Below are 16,848 nucleotides of genomic sequence, written 5' to 3'. Positions count from 1 at the left end.
TTCCTCAATCCTTCAGCAGCGCGGCAACGGCGCTGCGGTAAGCACGACGGGCGCTGTCTTCCAGCGCGTGATGGCCATCCCTGACCACCTGACGACCGCCGACATGGACATCCCGGATCGGCTGTCCATCGTGTTCGCAAAAGACCAGCGCCGAGAGGATCTGCTCCGGACTGCGCTCGGCCAGGTTGATGTCCTCACCGTCGAGGACAATGAAATCGGCGCGCTGCCCTGCTGCCAGCCCGGCCACCGGTCGTCCGCTGGCGCTGGCGCCGCCAGCCACTGCCTGCAGGTACAGGCGTTCGGCCACCACCGGTTCGGCTTCGGATGCCAGCACATTGCGCCGGCGATGGTGCAGACGCTGGCCGTATTCCAGCAGCCGCAGTTCCGAACGCAGGTTGATCGCGATATTGCTGTCCGAGCCTATGCCCCAGCGGGTGTTGGACGCCAGCAGGCGCGCGGCATCGATGATGCCATCGCCGAGATTGGCCTCGGTGGTCGGGCACAGGCCCACCACGGCTCCACTGGCGGCCACCGCCTGGTATTCGGCCTGATCCATGTGGGTGGCATGCACCAGGCACCAGCGCGCATCCAGCGCCTGCAGCGAAAGCAGCAATTGCACCGGGCGCTGTCCGCACCAGGCCAGGCAGTCATTGACTTCGCGTTCCTGTTCGGCCACGTGGATATGCACCGGCGCGTCCTGGCCGCCGGACTGCTGGCGCAAGCCGCTGACCAGTTCCTCCAGCCCCGCCGGCGACACCGCGCGCAGCGAATGCGGCGCCACCCCGTAGCGCCGCAGCGCATTCTCGGGCAAGGCCTGCAGCAGGCGTTCGCGCATGGCCAGGAGGCTTTGCGCCGAACCGATGAAGCGCGCCTGTTCGGCCGAGGTCGGCTGGCTGCCGAAACCGCCGTATTGGTACAGCACCGGCAGCAAGGTCACGCCGATGCCGGCCTCCCCGGCCGCCTGCATCACCCGCAGCCCCAGCTCGGCCGGGTCGGCATAGGGAGCGCCACCGGGGGCATGGTGCAGGTAGTGGAATTCACAGACCGAGGTATAGCCGGCCTTGAGCATCTCGATGTAGAGATGGCGGGCGATGGCCTCCAGATGTTCCGGTTGCAGGCGCTGGGCAAAGCGGTACATCAGCTTGCGCCAGCTCCAGAAGGAATCCGAGGGGCTGCCCATGACTTCGGTCAGTCCGGCCATGGCGCGCTGGAAGGCATGCGAGTGCAGATTGGGCATGCCGGCGATCACCGGTCCGCGGGCCTGTGGCGCCTGTCCGGCGGTCTGGTCGGCGCGGACGTCGATGAGGGTGCCGGCCGCGTCCCAGCGCAGCATCACGTTGCGGCGCCAGCCTTCCGGCAGCAGGGCCAGCGGGCAGAACAGCATGCCGCCGGCGAGATTGTCAGGATGTTGCAGGTCTTGTTCGTGAGGCGATGCCATGTGCTCACCTTTATTACGGGTGTTTCCGGAATGGATGCCAGGCCCGGCCATGCCGCAGGTAGCGGGTGCAAGATGGCCGGACCGGCACTTCAAGTATTACATCAATCGCCTGGCGTTCGCTCAAGGCTTGCGCTGGATGCAGACCGCCAGCACCACGCTGCCGGGGGTGCACAGCAGCTCCGGCAGGCGTGCGTCGTGACCATCGCGCAGGCGGGCGAATTCGCCGCAGCGCAAGGCCTGTTGCAGGCCGGTCGCGTCGGACAGGCAGGCCGCGCCCCGTGCCACATACAGCAACACGGTGCCGGCCGGCAGGCAGCGGGCATTCTGTTCGCGCAGCACCACCACCTTGCCGTGGGCGTGCTGGCGTCGCACCATCAGGTTGAAGTCCAGCGTCGGCGCGCCATGAAGCCGCACGCTGATGGCCTGCTCGCCGGGGAAGTCATAGGGGGCGAAGCATTCGGCCAGGTCGTGCAGCGCCTGGTCCTGGGAATACATGTGAAAGCCACCGCCTTCGAGCAAGACGATGGTGCGATCGATGCCCTCGAAGGTCGAGAAGGCACCATCGGCGCCGACATCGGCCACGCTGACGCGCCACAGGAAACTGGCGAAGTCCGCCTGCGGCGGCTCCACGCAGAGCTCGCGCGTCTGGCCGCCCTCGTTCTTCCAGGGCACGGCCGCGATGCTCCCCAGTTCGCCGACGAACTGGATCGCGCCAGGCTGCTGACCGGCCTGCACCGGGACACTGGTCAGTTCAAGCACCATGGGCCACCTCGCGCGCCAGCATGGTCTGCAGGAAGCTGCGGGTACGCGCTTCACGCGGCGCAGTGAAGATTGCCGAGGGCGGCCCGGACTCCACGATGCTGCCGTGGTCCATCACCACCACCACGTCGGCCACTTCGCGGGCGAAGCCCATTTCGTGGGTGACGATGAGCATGGTCATGCCCTCGGCCGCCAGGTCCTTCATCACCTGCAGCACTTCGCCCACCAGTTCGGGGTCCAGCGCCGAGGTGGGTTCGTCGAACAGCATCACCTTGGGTTCCATGGCCAGTGCACGGGCAATGGCCACGCGCTGTTTCTGGCCGCCGGACAAGGTGCCGGGATAGTCCTTGGCCTTGTGCTCCAGGCCGACCTTCTTCAACAGCCGCAGGCCCTGGTCCTGCGCTTCCTTGCGCGGTACGCCACGCAGGCAGGTCGGGGCCAGCGTGATGTTCTCCAGCACGGTCAGGTGCGGGAACAGGTTGAACGACTGGAAGACCATGCCGACCTCGGTGCGCAAGGCGTCCAGCTTGGCCTCGGGCATCATGCGACCGCCCTCCACCACCGGATGGCCGCTGACCACCACGGTGCCGCCTTCAGCCGTTTCCAGGCCGTTCAGGCAGCGCAGGAAGGTGCTCTTGCCACTGCCGCTGGGGCCGATGATGACCACCACCTGGCTGGGCGCGACCGTAAAGTCGATATTCTTGAGAACGACATGACTGCCGAAGGATTTCTGCAATCCCTTGATTTCCACGATGGACTGCGACATCACACCCTCCCTTCCGAACGCAAGACTTTCTCGACCCGGCGCAGCACCAGGGTGGTGGCGCTGGTGAGGACCAGATAGATGACGGCGATGGCCAGATAGGTCTCCAGCGAGCGATAGGTCACGCTGATGATCTTCTCGCCTTCGTGCATCAGGTCAGCGATGGTCAGCAGCGACACCAGGGCCGAGTTCTTGATCAACGCGATGAATTCGTTGCCCAGCGGCGGAATCATGCGCACGAAGGCCTGCGGCAGGATCACGCGGCGCATGGCCATGCGGTAAGGCAGGCCTAGTGAGCGGGCCGCTTCCATCTGGCCCCGCTCGATCGACTGGATGGAACCGCGCACGATCTCCGAGACATAGGCGCCGCTGTAGATGCCCAGGCCAAGGATGCCACAGACATAGGCGGGCAGCAGCAGGCCCAGGTGCGGCAGTCCGAAGAACCACAGGAACAGTTGTACCAGCAGCGGCGTACCGCGCACCAGGGTGAGGTAGACGGTGCAGATGCCATAGACCAGGCGGCGCTGCGGATGGAGCCGGCCAAGGCCGACCAGCAAGCCCAGTACGCAACCCAGCACCAGCGAGGCGGCCGTGATCTCGACCGTGACCAGGGTACCGTGCAGCAGCGATGGCCAGCTGTCCCACACGCCCGAAAAATCCAGATTCATGAAGTGCTCCGGCAAAAGAGGTCCCGTTCCCGCGCGGAGGGCAATCCGCCCGGGCCTTGTGCTGCATCAAGGTGGGGAAAAACGTGAATGTCGGCAGCGACCCGCCCGGCCTGCCAGGGCCGGTCGCTGCTCCGGCTCAGGCCGGTCGGTGAAGCCTGCGCTTTATTCGCTCTTGCCGAACCACTTGTCGGTCAAGGCGGTGTAGGTACCATTGACGCGCAGGGTCTGCAGCGCCTTGTTGAGCTGCTCGGCCAGTTCGGTATCGCCCTTGCGCATGGCGTAGCCATACAGTTCGGTGGTCAGGCCCTTGTCCAGTACGCGGACCAGCGGCTGGGTGCGGGCATATTCCACAGCCGCCGGACGGCCGGTCACCACCGCATTGACGCGGCCGGTGGCCAGCAGGTCGAACATGGCCTGGTTCTTTTCCACTTCCACGCGCTCCACGCCGGGATAGTTTTCCTTCAGGTAGCTAACCGACTTGGTGCCCACCTGCACCGAGACGCGCTTGCCCTTGTTCAAATCATCCGGCACCTTGATGCTGGTGTCGTCACGGCGCACCAGCACGGCCAGGCCGCCACGGTAGTAGGGATCGCTGAAGTTGACCACCTTGCGGCGTTCGTCGGTCATGTAGATGGCCGAGGCGGCGATATCGAAGCGATTGGAGATCAGGCCCGGGATCAGGCCCTTGAAGTCGATGTCGACCCATTGGACCTTCTTGCCCATGGTCTTGGCCAGCGCTTCGATGAGTTCGATGTCGAAGCCGGTACGCTTGCCGTCCTTGACGAATTCCATCGGCGGGAAGGTGGCGTCGGTGCCGACGCGAATCACGTTGTCGGCAGCCTGGGCGGCCGGCACGACGGCGGTCAGCATGGCCAGGCTGGCAGTAAAGGCGCAAAGAAGCTTGGAAATCTTCATCATGAGTTCCTCAATAGAATCGACGACATGGACGGGGCCCCGGAACACTCCGGCGCAATGGACTACAAATCCTGCTGGTGTCCGGTCATGGCATCTCCCCGGAGACGCCATGACCGGCCGTGCTTAAAAACGGTTGCAAATGCGCTGTGCGGCTTCCACCGTCATGCGCACCAGTTCCTGCTCGCGGCTGCCCACGCGCAGCGCCGGTGCCATCAGGGTGATGGTGCCTTCGAGGCGGCCATTGGAGGTCATGATGGGAACCGACACACCCCACACCCCCAGGTCCACTTCGCTCTCGCTGATGCAATAACCGCGCCGGCGGATCTCGTCGAGCTGGGCTTCCAGCGCGGCGGCCTCTTCGGGCTTCTCGCCCAGCTGGTCGGCCACCAGCTTCTGCTGCAGCTTGCGCGGCATGAATGCCAGCAGGCTCTTGGCCGAAGCGCCCTTGAGCAGCGGATGCGCCCGGCCCTTGGTAAAGGAACAGCGCAGCGGCTGGTCGCTTTCTTCCATGGCGATGCAGACCATCTGGCCATTGATCGGCACCAGCAGGCCCACGCTCTCCCCGCTGCGCTGGACCAGCGAAATGATCTCTTCGCGGCTCTGGCTGATGAGGTTGGAATTCTGGTCGAAGCCCCAGGCCAGCTGCACCCCGGTCGGGCCGGGCTCGAAGGTGCCGGAGTTCATATGCTCCTGCAGCAGTCCCCACTTCTTCAGCGAGGCCAGGTGGCGATAGACGGTACTGACCGGCTGTTGCACCATCGCAGCAATCTGCTTGGCACTGACCGGCTTGCCGGCACGGGCCACGCCTGCGAGAACGTGGAGTACGCGGTCAACAATGGTAGATGTTTGTGGAGAGTCCATGACGGCAATATAAGGTTAAATTCTCACTTTAGGCGAACGATTCCCGCATATAGGGAAATATTTTGAAAAAATTTGAAAGGCCATTTCACTTATTCCCAATGTGCGGCTGAATTTTCTCACCTGTAACGAAAATTACCTCATGCTATTTTTTAACCGCTTAGTGCCTAAATTATTACGGTGTCGACACTTCTTCCATTTTTTAGGCAAAGTGCTATCATGAATCGCACTAAAACCTCAAAATTGTCGACACGGTGAAAATGACATGAGCGCGCTGATTGCCTTGCCGAGTGCTGAACGTGAAGGAGAAACACTCTCCGAGCACGTTTTCCGCAAGATCCAGAGCGCCATCGTGCAAGGCGAGATCGCGCCCGGCAGCAAGATTTCCGAGCCTGAACTGGCCCGCACCTACGGCATCAGCCGGGGTCCGCTGCGCGAAGCCATCCACCGGCTGGAGGGCCAGAACCTGCTGGTACGGGTGCCGCATGTGGGCGCGCGGGTGGTCTCGCTTACGCTGGAGGGGCTGGTGGAACTGTTCCAGATCCGGGAATCGCTGGAAGGCATGGCCTGCCGTCTGGCAGCCGAGCGCATGAGCCGGGCCGAACTGGACGAACTGCGCCGGGTGCTGGACACCCACGAAAAGGATGAAGCCTTCCAGGCCGGACGCGGCTACTACCAGCAGGAAGGCGACTACGACTTCCATTACAAGATCATCCAGGCCAGCGGCAACCAGATCCTGACCCGCATCCTGTGCGGCGAGCTGTACCAGCTGGCGCGCATGTATCGTATCCAGTATTCCGCCACCCCCCACCGGCCGCGCCAGGCCTTCGCCGAACACCATCGCATCCTGGATGCCCTGGCCGACGGCGATGGCGAACTCGCCGACCTGCTCATGCGGCGCCACATCGGCGCTTCCCGTCGCAACATCGAACAGCAGATTGCGCAATCCGGCACCGGCGCCGCGCGCAGCAAGCGCGACCTGGCCGGACCAATAGCACCGAGAAGTTGAAAGACAGGCCTGCTACGCCGTACCACCGACCGGCCACCCTACAACCATTCCATCAACGAGACACGAGCCAACCGCCATGAATACCCAATACCGCAAGCCCCTGCCCGGCACCCGTCTGGACTATTTTGACGCCCGCGCCGCGGTGGAAGCGATCCGTCCTGGCGCCTGGGACGGCCTGCCCTACACTTCCCGCGTGCTGGCCGAGAACCTGGTGCGCCGCTGCGACCCTGCCACGCTGACCGATTCGCTGCGTCAGCTCATCGAGCGCAAGCGCGAACTGGACTTCCCCTGGTTCCCGGCGCGCGTGGTGTGCCATGACATCCTGGGCCAGACCGCACTGGTGGACCTGGCCGGTCTGCGCGATGCGATTGCCGACATGGGTGGCGATCCGGCCAAGGTCAACCCGGTGGTGCCGGTACAACTGATCGTGGACCATTCGCTGGCGGTGGAATGTGGCGGCGACGACCCGCAGGCCTTCGAGAAGAACCGTGCCATCGAGGATCGCCGCAATGAAGACCGTTTCCACTTCATCGACTGGACCAAACTGGCCTTCGAGAATGTGGACGTGATCCCGCCCGGCAACGGCATCATGCACCAGATCAATCTGGAGAAGATGTCGCCGGTGATCCATGCCAAGGATGGCGTGGCCTTCCCCGATACCCTGGTCGGCACCGACAGTCACACCCCGCACGTGGATGCGCTGGGCGTCATCGCCATCGGCGTGGGCGGCCTGGAAGCGGAGAACGTCATGCTGGGCCGCGCCTCCTGGATGCGCCTGCCTGACATCATCGGTGTGGAGCTGACCGGCCGGCGCCAGCCTGGCATCACCGCCACCGACATCGTGCTCTCGCTGACCGAATTCCTGCGCAAGCAGAAGGTGGTGGGCGCCTATCTGGAGTTCTATGGTGACGGCGCTGCCAGCCTGACCCTGGGCGACCGCGCCACCATCTCCAACATGGCCCCGGAATATGGCGCCACCGCCGCCATGTTCTCCATCGACCAGCAAACCATCGACTACCTGAAGCTGACCGGCCGTGAAGACGAACAGGTCAAGCTGGTGGAAACCTATGCCAAGGAAGCCGGCCTGTGGTCCGACACCCTGGCCAAGGCCGAGTACGAGCGCGTGCTGCACTTCGACCTCTCCACCGTGGTGCGCACCCTGGCCGGCCCCAGCAATCCGCACAAGCGCCTGCCGGTCTCCGAGCTGGCCGCCCAGGGCATCGCCGGCAAGGTCGAGAACGAACCGGGCAAGATGCCCGACGGCGCCGTCATCATCGCTGCCATCACCAGCTGTACCAACACCAGCAATCCGCGCAACGTGATCGCCGCTGGCCTGCTGGCACGTAACGCCAACCGCCTGGGACTGGCACGCAAGCCCTGGGTGAAAAGCTCGCTGGCCCCTGGTTCGAAGGCGGTCGAACTGTATCTGGAAGAAGCCGGCCTGACCGCCGATCTGGAAAAGCTGGGCTTTGGCATCGTGGCCTTCGCCTGCACTACCTGCAATGGCATGTCCGGTGCGCTCGACCCCAAGATCCAGCAGGAAATCATCGACCGCGACCTCTACAGCACTGCCGTGCTGTCCGGCAACCGCAACTTCGACGGCCGCATCCACCCCTATGCCAAGCAGGCCTTCCTGGCCTCGCCGCCGCTGGTGGTGGCCTATGCCATTGCCGGCACCATCCGCTTCGACATCGAGCAGGATGTGCTGGGCAAGACCGCCGACGGCAAGGAAATCCGCCTCAAGGACATCTGGCCCAGCGACGAAGAGATCGACGCCGTGGTCGCTACCGCCGTCAAGCCGCAGCAGTTCCGCAATGTCTACACACCGATGTTTTCGGCCCGCGTGGATCGCAGCCAGTCGGTCAGCCCGCTGTACAACTGGCGCCCACAGAGCACCTACATCCGCCGTCCGCCCTACTGGGAAGGCGCGCTGGCCGGCGAGCGCACGCTCTCGGGCATGCGTCCGCTTGCCGTTCTGGGTGACAACATCACCACCGACCACCTGTCGCCCTCCAACGCCATCCTGCTCGACAGCGCAGCCGGCGAATACCTCGCCAAGATGGGCCTGCCGGAAGAAGACTTCAATTCCTACGCCACCCACCGCGGCGACCATCTGACCGCGCAGCGCGCCACCTTCGCCAATCCCAAGCTGTTCAACGAGATGGTGAAGAAAGCCGATGGCAGCGTGCAGCAAGGCTCGCTGGCGCGCCTGGAGCCGGAAGGCAAAGTCATGCGCATGTGGGAAACCATCGAAGCCTACATGGAACGCAAGCAGCCGCTGATCATCATCGCCGGTGCCGACTATGGCCAGGGTTCTTCACGCGACTGGGCCGCCAAGGGCGTGCGCCTGGCAGGTGTGGAAGCCATCGTGGCCGAGGGCTTCGAACGCATCCACCGCACCAACCTGATCGGCATGGGCGTGCTGCCGCTGGAGTTCAAGGCCGGCGAGAACCGCAACACCTATGGCATCGATGGCACCGAAACCTATGACGTCATCGGCCAGCGCCGTCCGCGCGCGGACCTGACCCTGGTCATCCATCGCAAGAACGGCGAACGCGTCGAAGTGCCGGTGACCTGCCGTCTCGATACCGCCGAAGAAGTCTCGATCTATGAAGCCGGCGGAGTGCTGCAACGCTTCGCCCAGGACTTCCTGGAAGCCTCGGCCAGTGCCGGCCAGAACGCAAAGGAACAAGCATGAGCCAAGTCCCCCAGATCCGTATCCCCGCCACCTACCTGCGTGGCGGCACCAGCAAGGGCGTCTTCTTCAAGCTGGACGACCTGCCCGAAGCCGCCCGCGTACCAGGTCGCGCCCGTGACAAGCTGCTCCAGCGCGTCATCGGCAGCCCCGACCCGTATGGCAAGCAGATCGACGGCATGGGCGGCGCCACCTCCAGCACCAGCAAGACGGTCATCATCTCGCGCAGCAGCCGTCCCGGCCATGATGTCGACTACCTGTTCGGCCAGGTTTCCATCGACAAGGACTTCGTGGACTGGAGCGGCAATTGCGGCAACCTGTCGGCTGCCGTCGGGCCCTTCGCTATTGCCGCCGGCCTGGTCGATCCGTCCAGGCTGCCGCAGGATGGCGTGGCCGTCATCACCATCTGGCAAGCCAATATCGGCAAGACCATCGTGGCGCATGTGCCCATCCGGGGTGGGCAAGTGCAGGAGACAGGAGACTTCGAGCTGGACGGGGTGACCTTCCCGGCCGCCGAGGTACAGCTGGAATTCATGGACCCGGCGGCCGAGGAAGAAGGTGCCGGCGGCGCCATGTTCCCCACCGGGAACGTGGTCGACACGCTGGACGTGCCCGGCGTGGGCAGCTTCCAGGCCACCATGATCAATGCCGGCATTCCGACCATCTTCCTCAATGCGGAAGAGATCGGCTACACCGGCACCGAGCTGCAGGACGCCATCAACAGCGACCCGGCCGCGCTGGCGCGTTTCGAGACCATCCGCGCCCACGGTGCCATCCGCATGGGCTTGATCACCAAGGTAGAAGAAGCCGCCACCCGCCAGCACACCCCCAAGGTGGCCTTCGTGGCCAAGCCCAAGGAATATGTCTCCTCCAGCGGCAAGACGGTGGGCGTGCAGGATACCGACGTGCTGGTGCGCGCCATGTCCATGGGCAAGCTGCACCACGCCATGATGGGGACAGCGGCGGTAGCCATTGGCACGGCCGCGGCCATTCCCGGGACCCTGGTCAACCTGGCTGCAGGTGGTGGCGAACGCAACAGCGTGCGCTTCGGCCACCCCTCCGGCACCTTGCGCGTGGGTGCCGAGGCCAGGCTGGAAGACGGTCAGTGGGTCGTCACCAAGGCCATCATGAGCCGCAGTGCCCGGGTGCTGATGGAAGGTTGGGTGCGGGTGCCGGGGGACGCTTTCTGATAGCGGCTGAAAACGCTCGTTCTGCCCCTATCTACACTTACCGTTGACGGTTTTGTAGATGATGACGGGCAGTCCGAGCAAGCCGCCGCCGCTCGTGCATTCAGGAACGACGGCTTTCTTGATCCCCTCAGCGAGGCTGTTACGTGGTCCGCCAGGGTTTAATTGCTCATTGGCCATCTCCGCATAGCTCTTTTGCCGTGGTTGCGTGTCTCTGTAGTGATCTGGAAGGATCAATGGCGCCCCAATCGACGCCCGGCTATCGCTCCCCAATACGGCAGGAGACGCGGACGTGGGCAAGCGTTGAGTAGCGTCGCTCGCCTGCTTTAATCCGGTACCTTCCAATTGCCCCAGCGCGGTCGTCGGCGACACGGTAGATGGTCTCGGCAGGACTGCTGCCCGTGGTGCTCTTCGCCTGGGTACTGGAGATAATTCTGCCGGTTCTCCACGCAATGACAGGGCAGGACTCGCAGTTGCCGACGGCACGAGAACGACCGTAATCGACCGAGACTCCCGCTCAACGCCATGAGCCCGAACGCGTGGCGCGGTCGCGTGCGTCAGCCACCACGCTAGCGCGAGATGGAGCAGGCTCGCCAACGCGATCGCCATTAGATATCGCCAATTCGATTCTCTCGGCTGAGAGCTTGATAGGGCTTTTTTCATTCTTCTGGTCTGCCTCAAAACAAATCAGGCTGGCACAGTCCTCATGGATCACAACAACGAGAGGGCGCTGCGCATCAACTTCGTGCGAGCGAACTCTACCAAGATGAAGTGACGCCTCAGACGTGAAGACACTTTTAGGTGTCTTCATCAAAGTTCTTTGAGGGAATGATCTCGTTTGAGCGAATGGTTGACACGTAAAACCTGTCAACGGAATATTCGCGGCGCTAAGTTCAACGACCAACGAACTTCAAGCACCGGGAAAACATCACCATTGCAGCCAGTTCCTTGGGACCGCAAGCATTCAAGACATGTTCAGACATCCACTCAAGAAAACGGTATTGACCAGTCTGTGGGGCATCGTGGCCGCACTGACCAACGGCTGCGCCTCAGTTCATGACGGCAGAACGTCCGCGCAGGTCGTTTCGCCGCGGGACGTGTTACAGCAAAACGCAAGCCGGTACGATGTCTGCGCCACAGCAGCGCTCATCAAGCATCGCCAACTCCTATCCGTCGAAACGGCTCAAGGTTGTGCATCCGCTTCGCTTTTGACTCCCGATAGCGTTTTTGAAGCGGCCTCCTTGAGCAAGCCCGTGTTCGCCTATGCGGTGCTCAAGCTCGTACAAGATGGGACGCTGGACCTAGACGCTCCTGTCTTGAACTACCTTCCGGATGGATACCTGCATCAGGCCCAACCCTATAAGCAGAATTCGAAGACCGATGAGGTGAGCGATCCTCGCATCCAGTCCATCACGGTACGCATGGCGTTGAACCACACCAGCGGCCTGCCCAATTGGGCGGGAGGACCACTGACCTTCGAAGGCGAGCCTGGCGAAAGGTGGCGATACTCCGGCGAAGCTTATGTGCTGCTGCAGCGTGCAGTCGAGGCAGTGACCCATGAAAGGCTCGACGAATTCATGGAACGCCAGGTCTTCCGGCCACTGGGCATGAAGAACAGTGCCTTCATTCGCCAATCGAGACTGGAAAAACATATCGTGGCTGGTTCGACCAGCGACGGAACGGTCATGCGGCCCTTCCCTTTCAGGGTTCCCGTGGCCGCTTTCACGCTCTACACGAGTGCCAAGGACTACGGGCTGTTTCTTGCCGCCCTTCTCAACGATGAGCGCACTCTCGAGCAGATCGTCGAGTCACCCGTGACAGTCAATCCCAAGCTGGAGTTGGGCTGGGGTCTGGGTTGGGGGCTGGAGCGCAAACCAGACGATATTTTGATCTGGCATTGGGGAAACAACCCGGGCTACAGGGCCTTCGTGATGGCATCGACCACGAGCGGAGATGGCTATGTCATGCTCACCAATAGCGACGCAGGGCTGGCACTTGCCCAGCCCCTTGCTGACGCCGTACTGCCACAAGGGCCGCATAAGGCCTTTCGCTTTCATCTGCTGCGGGAAGGTTTGAGCAACCTCCTGTGCGAAACCTTCGACGTCTGCCTGTAGCAAGCCAGTTAGCGACGCGCGGTGGCACCGCTCGCCAATGCAGTATTCCGTTCGACGTTGGCTGAGGTGTTGAAGGGCCAGCCGCGCCTCCACCTCCTTGACCGTTTCTCTAGCGCCAGTGCTTCAGCCGCGAGGTCTTGCCGACACCGGGGTTGAAGCTGTTGGTCGGGTCGAGCCTGCGATAGAAATCTTCCAGCGCGGGTTCGGCCCGGTATTGATGGCCGACATTATGTTCAGCCGGGTATTTGGCGCCCTTGGCGTCGAGCAGGGCAAGGATGGCTGCTTTGACCTGCTCGCAGTCTTCGCCCTTCCGGACCAGGTATTCCTGGTGCATCACGTGGCAAAAGAAGTGGCCGCAATACATGGTGAAGCGGATCTTCTCGGCGATCGCGGGCGGCAATTGCTCGAACCAGTCGCGGGTATTGCGCGGTAGCGCGATATCCAGCGCCACGATGTCTTCCACTTCCTGCGCATGGACGGCGCGATAGCGCACGATGGCGGCGCCCACCACGAAGCGGTTGAGGAAGGCCGCCCGGCCCTCGGCGGCATCACATTCGAAGAAATCCCCCGTCACCGACGGCATGCGCGCCTGCAGGAAGCCACGCGCGAAGGCCGCGCCGTCTTCGCTCATCTTCAACAGCAGGTGGTGCTGGTAACGATCCCGATATTGCGTCAGCCGCGCCGGCAAATGTCGCGGCAAGCAGCCGGAGAGCCGCTGCAGCAGCCGATCACTGCAGCCGGGGCGCAGCCCCAGCCGCTCCAGCCAGGCGTCGACCCGGCTCTTCATGGCGAAGGCCTGCATCAGACGTTCCGTGCCGAAGTGATGGATGAAGAGGAACAGGTCCTTGCCATAGCGCTCGCTGGCCTCGAAGGCGGAGCGGTGCATGTATTCGCCGGCAATCGGCAGATGCGGCGCTTGCTGCAGCAGCCCGCGCCGGATGTCCTCCAGTTCGGCGGCGTCGTTAGTGCCGATGTAGAACACGGTGGACGAGGCATCGGCCGCGAAGGTGTCCAGCCGCAGGGCGAATACCACGACGTGACCGGCCGAGCCTGAGGCTTCATAGAGGCGGCGCGGGTCGGCGTTGTAGCGGGCTGGCGTGGCGGCGTCGACATCGCGCACATGCTGGGCATACTCATGATCGGACGCATGGCGACCACCGCAGTCGCAGTCGGCGGCAGCGCTAGCGCCACCTGCATCGGTATTGGGCAACTGGCCGCTGTCCAGGCGGTCGAGGATCTCTTCCGGTGTCTCGCCCAGTTCCAGTCCCAGATGATTGACCAGACGCAGTTGACCGTCGCTATCCACCTGCGCATACAGCGCCAACTGGGTGTAGGCCGGACCACGGCGTATCAGTGAGCCACCGGAGTTGTTGCAGATGCCGCCGGTGACGGAGGCGCCCATGCAGCTTGATCCGATCACCGAATGCGGCTCCCGCCCAAGCGGTTTCAGGGTCCGTTCCAGCTGGTCCAGCGTGACGCCGGGCTGGGTCAGCACCTGCTGTCCCTGTGCCAGCAGTTCCAGCCGACGCAGGCGCAAGGTGTTGAGCACGATCACGGGCCGGTCATAGCCTGCTTCGGCAGGACTGGAGCCGCCCGTCAGGCCGGTGTTGGCCGCCTGGCAGATGACGATGGTATCGGCCGCATGACAGGCCTGCAGCACCTGCCACATCTGGCGCAGGCTGCCGGGGCGCACCACGGCGGCTGCGTCGCCCTGGCCATAGCGGTAGCCCCGGCAATAGCGACGCTTGGCGGCGGCGCTGGTCAGCACGTGAGGCGTACCCACGATGTCCTGCAGACTGCGGATCAAGGCTTCCATCGTCGGGTTCACTGGACGAAGAAACGCACGCGGATGGCGTCGATGGCAACGGCGATGAAGATCATCACCCCGCCAATCATGCCGACATAGAACGAGGGCACGTTGGTGATGGCCAGGCCGACCTGGATCACCGTCAGCAACAGCACGCCACCGAGGATGCCCAGTACGCTGCCACGCCCGCCAAATACGCTCACGCCGCCGATGATGGGCGCGGCGATCGCATACAGCAGATAGCTCGCGCCCTGGTTGGAGGTGATGGCGATCTGCCAGGAAGCCAGCAGATAACCGGCAACACCCGCCAGGAAACCGGCCAGTGCGTAGCAGATGATCTTGATCCGGTGCACCCGGATGCCGGCCGCATGCGAGGCCAGCGCATTGCCGCCCACGGCGTAGATGGAGCGGCCCAGTACGGTGCGGCGCAGCAGTACCGACATCGCCAGCAAGGCCAGTACGAAGATCACCGGCATGATCGGCCAGCCGCCTAGAGTAGCCGAGCCGATCCAGATATAGCCATCGTCAAGGTTGGTGATGGTCTTGCCCTGGGTCAGCGCCAGCAAGGCGCCCTGCAGCACGATCATCATGGACAGCGTCTGGATCAGCGAGACCATGCGCAGTCGCGTGATGCACAGGCCGTTGAACCAGCCGATCAGGGTGGCCACCGCCACGCCAGCCAGCATGGTGATCCACCATGGCCCGCCGACGCTGGCATACAGCCAGGCGCCGATGGCCGAGGAAAAGCCCAGGTTGGCCGGCAGCGACAGGTCGATCTCGCCCACCAGCAACGGCAGGGCCACTGCCAGCGCCAGCAGGCCCAGCACGGTGGCCTGCACCAGGATGTTCTGCAGGTTCATCACGCTGAGGAAGAACTGGCTGAACAGGCCGAAGCCCAGCACCAGGGCCACCAGCCAGATCCAGACCACATTGCGCAGTACCCAGCCCAGTACCTGGCGGGGCCGGTGTGACGAACTGCCCTGTGGCCTGTCGTGTGGGCCAGGTTGTCCGCTGGCGGACTGCGGGGCGCCTGGCGTGGCGCCGATTTCTGTTGCGCTTGTCATGCGGGTGTCTCCTTTTGTCATGGTCTGTGCTGGGCGGCGCTCATTGCGAAAGCTGGCGCAGCCTGTCGGTACTGATGTCGTCGCCCTCGACCACGTGGGCGATACGCCCGCGCTGGAAGATGCAGACGCGGTCCGCGGCACGGGCCAGTTCGTCGACATCGGTGGAGACGATGATCACGCTCACGCCGGCCCGGCTCAGCTGATCGAGGATGCGCAGGACATCCTGCTTGACACCCACGTCGATGCCACGGGTCGGCTCGTCCAGGATCAGCAGGCGCGGCATGGTCGCCAGCACGCGCCCCAGGCAGACCTTTTGCTGGTTGCCGCCGCTGAGGGTATTGACGGCCTCGTCTGCGCTGCCGGCCTTGATGCCCATGCGGGTGAAGTAGGAGGAACAGACCTGCTGCTCCTGTCCGCGATCCACCAGGCCGCGCCGGATGCGCTGGCGCAGTGAGGACAGCGCGATGTTTTCGCGGATCGACAGATGCCCCACGACACCGTCACGACGGCGGTCGTCAGAAAGATAGGCGATGCCCATGGCGAAGGCCTGGTCAGGCGTCTGCGGCACGCGGGCCGTCGCCTCGTGTGCAAAGGCGATCTGCCCGGCCTGCAGCGCTGCCAGGCCGAACAGGCTGCGCGCCAGCTCCTTGGCACCCTCCCCTGGCAAGCCGGTGAAACCGACGATTTCGCCAGCGCGGATGTCCAGCTGCGCCACGTCCAACCGCTCTCCCCGCACGCCGCTCAGGCGGATGCCTTCCTCGCCCTTGGGGGATAGACTGCGTTCGCGCTGGAACAGGTCCAGCTCACGCCCCAGCACGAACTCGGAGAGCCGGGAAGAATTCAGGCTGCCCACGTCCTCGCAGTTGGCCACCAGTTCGCCATCGCGCAGCACGGTGACGGCGTCGCAGATGTCGAGGATTTCATCGTTGAAGTGGGAAATGAAGAGAAAGGTCACGCCGGATGCGCGCAGCTGGCGCATGAAGTCGAACAGCTGCAGGCGGTCCGGCACCGTGAGTGAAGCCGTCGGCTCATCCAGGATGATGACGCTGCCGCCGGAGAACATGGCCCGCAGGATATTGAGCTTGCGACGGGCGACGGCATCCAGGCTACCGGCCAGGCGGTCGGCCTCGATACCGGTGCCGGCCAGCATGCGCGTGGCGTTCTCGCGCATGCGGCGCCAGGCGATGAAGCCGCGTGAGGCCGGCCAGATGCCCAGCATCAGGTTTTCCATCACCGACATGTGTTCGATGATCATCGGTTCCTGCGGTACCAGGAAGACGCCGGCGGCTTCCATGCGCTTGACGTCGGCGCCCTGGATTTCCTGGTCGTTCAGGAAAATGCGGCCTTCGCTGGGAGCGCGCTGGCCGGAGATGATGCCCACCAGCGTGCTCTTGCCGGCGCCGTTTTCGCCGAGCAGGCCGTGGATGCTGCCGCGGCGGATGCCCAGGTTGATGGAACGCAGTGCATGGAAGGCGCCATAGCGCTTGCTGATGTTTTCCACGCGCAGGGCCAGGTCCGGTTGGGCTTGTACCGATGCACGGGGGGCTGCTTGGGTCGTCATGGCGCCTCCT

At 63.7% G+C, this 16,848-nt stretch carries 13 protein-coding genes; 4 read left to right on the top strand and 9 right to left on the bottom strand.

The features are described from left to right. Window positions 1-4: 4 nt before the first annotated feature. From VE092_RS02270 to VE092_RS02245, 6 genes are all read right to left on the bottom strand, one after another. Complete coding sequence (locus VE092_RS02270) at window positions 5-1,438, bottom strand: formimidoylglutamate deiminase (protein ID WP_324873395.1); 1,434 nt, start codon at window positions 1,436-1,438, stop codon at window positions 5-7. A gap of 120 nt (window positions 1,439-1,558) precedes the next feature. Further along, window positions 1,559-2,200, bottom strand: a complete 642-nt coding sequence (locus tag VE092_RS02265) for a HutD family protein (protein ID WP_324873394.1) — start codon at window positions 2,198-2,200, stop codon at window positions 1,559-1,561. Continuing rightward, window positions 2,190-2,963: an amino acid ABC transporter ATP-binding protein gene (locus VE092_RS02260; RefSeq protein ID WP_324873392.1), complete on the bottom strand. Its 774-nt coding sequence runs from the start codon at window positions 2,961-2,963 to the stop codon at window positions 2,190-2,192. Before VE092_RS02260 ends, VE092_RS02265 begins: the two co-directional genes overlap by 11 nt. Next, on the bottom strand, window positions 2,963-3,628 hold the full coding sequence (locus VE092_RS02255) for an amino acid ABC transporter permease (RefSeq protein ID WP_324873390.1): 666 nt from the start codon (window positions 3,626-3,628) through the stop codon (window positions 2,963-2,965). The genes VE092_RS02260 and VE092_RS02255 overlap by 1 nt, the downstream gene beginning before the upstream one ends. Before the next feature lie 162 nt (window positions 3,629-3,790). Next, on the bottom strand, window positions 3,791-4,543 hold the full coding sequence (locus VE092_RS02250; protein WP_324873502.1) for a glutamine ABC transporter substrate-binding protein: 753 nt from the start codon (window positions 4,541-4,543) through the stop codon (window positions 3,791-3,793). A 123-nt stretch (window positions 4,544-4,666) separates the two neighbouring features. Further along, window positions 4,667-5,404, bottom strand: a complete 738-nt coding sequence (locus tag VE092_RS02245) for an IclR family transcriptional regulator (protein WP_324873388.1) — start codon at window positions 5,402-5,404, stop codon at window positions 4,667-4,669. A 262-nt stretch (window positions 5,405-5,666) separates the two neighbouring features. Between VE092_RS02245 and VE092_RS02240 the strand changes: the two genes are divergently transcribed. The 4 genes from VE092_RS02240 (at window position 5,667) to VE092_RS02225 (ending at window position 12,406) form a co-directional block, all read left to right on the top strand. Then, complete coding sequence (locus VE092_RS02240; protein WP_324873386.1) at window positions 5,667-6,410, top strand: GntR family transcriptional regulator; 744 nt, start codon at window positions 5,667-5,669, stop codon at window positions 6,408-6,410. Window positions 6,411-6,486: 76 nt separating this feature from the next. Next, complete coding sequence (gene acnD / locus VE092_RS02235) at window positions 6,487-9,108, top strand: Fe/S-dependent 2-methylisocitrate dehydratase AcnD (protein ID WP_324873383.1); 2,622 nt, start codon at window positions 6,487-6,489, stop codon at window positions 9,106-9,108. Beyond that, window positions 9,105-10,295, top strand: coding sequence for a 2-methylaconitate cis-trans isomerase PrpF (gene prpF / locus VE092_RS02230; protein ID WP_324873381.1), 1,191 nt, complete (start codon window positions 9,105-9,107; stop codon window positions 10,293-10,295). Before acnD ends, prpF begins: the two co-directional genes overlap by 4 nt. 968 nt (window positions 10,296-11,263) lie before the next feature. Further along, window positions 11,264-12,406, top strand: coding sequence for a serine hydrolase domain-containing protein (locus VE092_RS02225; RefSeq protein ID WP_324873378.1), 1,143 nt, complete (start codon window positions 11,264-11,266; stop codon window positions 12,404-12,406). A gap of 109 nt (window positions 12,407-12,515) precedes the next feature. Here VE092_RS02225 and dld read toward each other — a convergent pair whose 3' ends face one another. The 3 genes from dld to VE092_RS02210 are packed head-to-tail and all read right to left on the bottom strand — an operon-like array spanning window position 12,516 to window position 16,838. After that, window positions 12,516-14,222 carry a D-lactate dehydrogenase gene (gene dld / locus VE092_RS02220; protein WP_324873376.1) on the bottom strand — a complete coding sequence of 569 codons (1,707 nt, stop codon included), beginning with the start codon at window positions 14,220-14,222 and terminating at the stop codon, window positions 12,516-12,518. 8 nt (window positions 14,223-14,230) lie between these two features. Beyond that, window positions 14,231-15,277 (bottom strand): ABC transporter permease, encoded by a 1,047-nt coding sequence (locus tag VE092_RS02215; RefSeq protein WP_324873374.1) that lies wholly within the window; start codon window positions 15,275-15,277, stop codon window positions 14,231-14,233. A 40-nt stretch (window positions 15,278-15,317) separates the two neighbouring features. After that, the gene (locus tag VE092_RS02210) at window positions 15,318-16,838 is read right to left on the bottom strand and encodes a sugar ABC transporter ATP-binding protein (RefSeq protein WP_324873372.1); all 1,521 of its coding nucleotides are present in this window, start codon (window positions 16,836-16,838) and stop codon (window positions 15,318-15,320) included. Between the last annotated feature and the right edge of the window lie 10 nt (window positions 16,839-16,848).

The organism is Herbaspirillum sp. (assembly GCF_035644555.1).
Classification (GTDB): Bacteria; Pseudomonadota; Gammaproteobacteria; order Burkholderiales; family Burkholderiaceae_D; genus Herbaspirillum.
The sequence above is the reverse complement of the archived record's forward strand: the minus strand, read 5'-3'. Positions and strand labels throughout refer to the sequence as shown.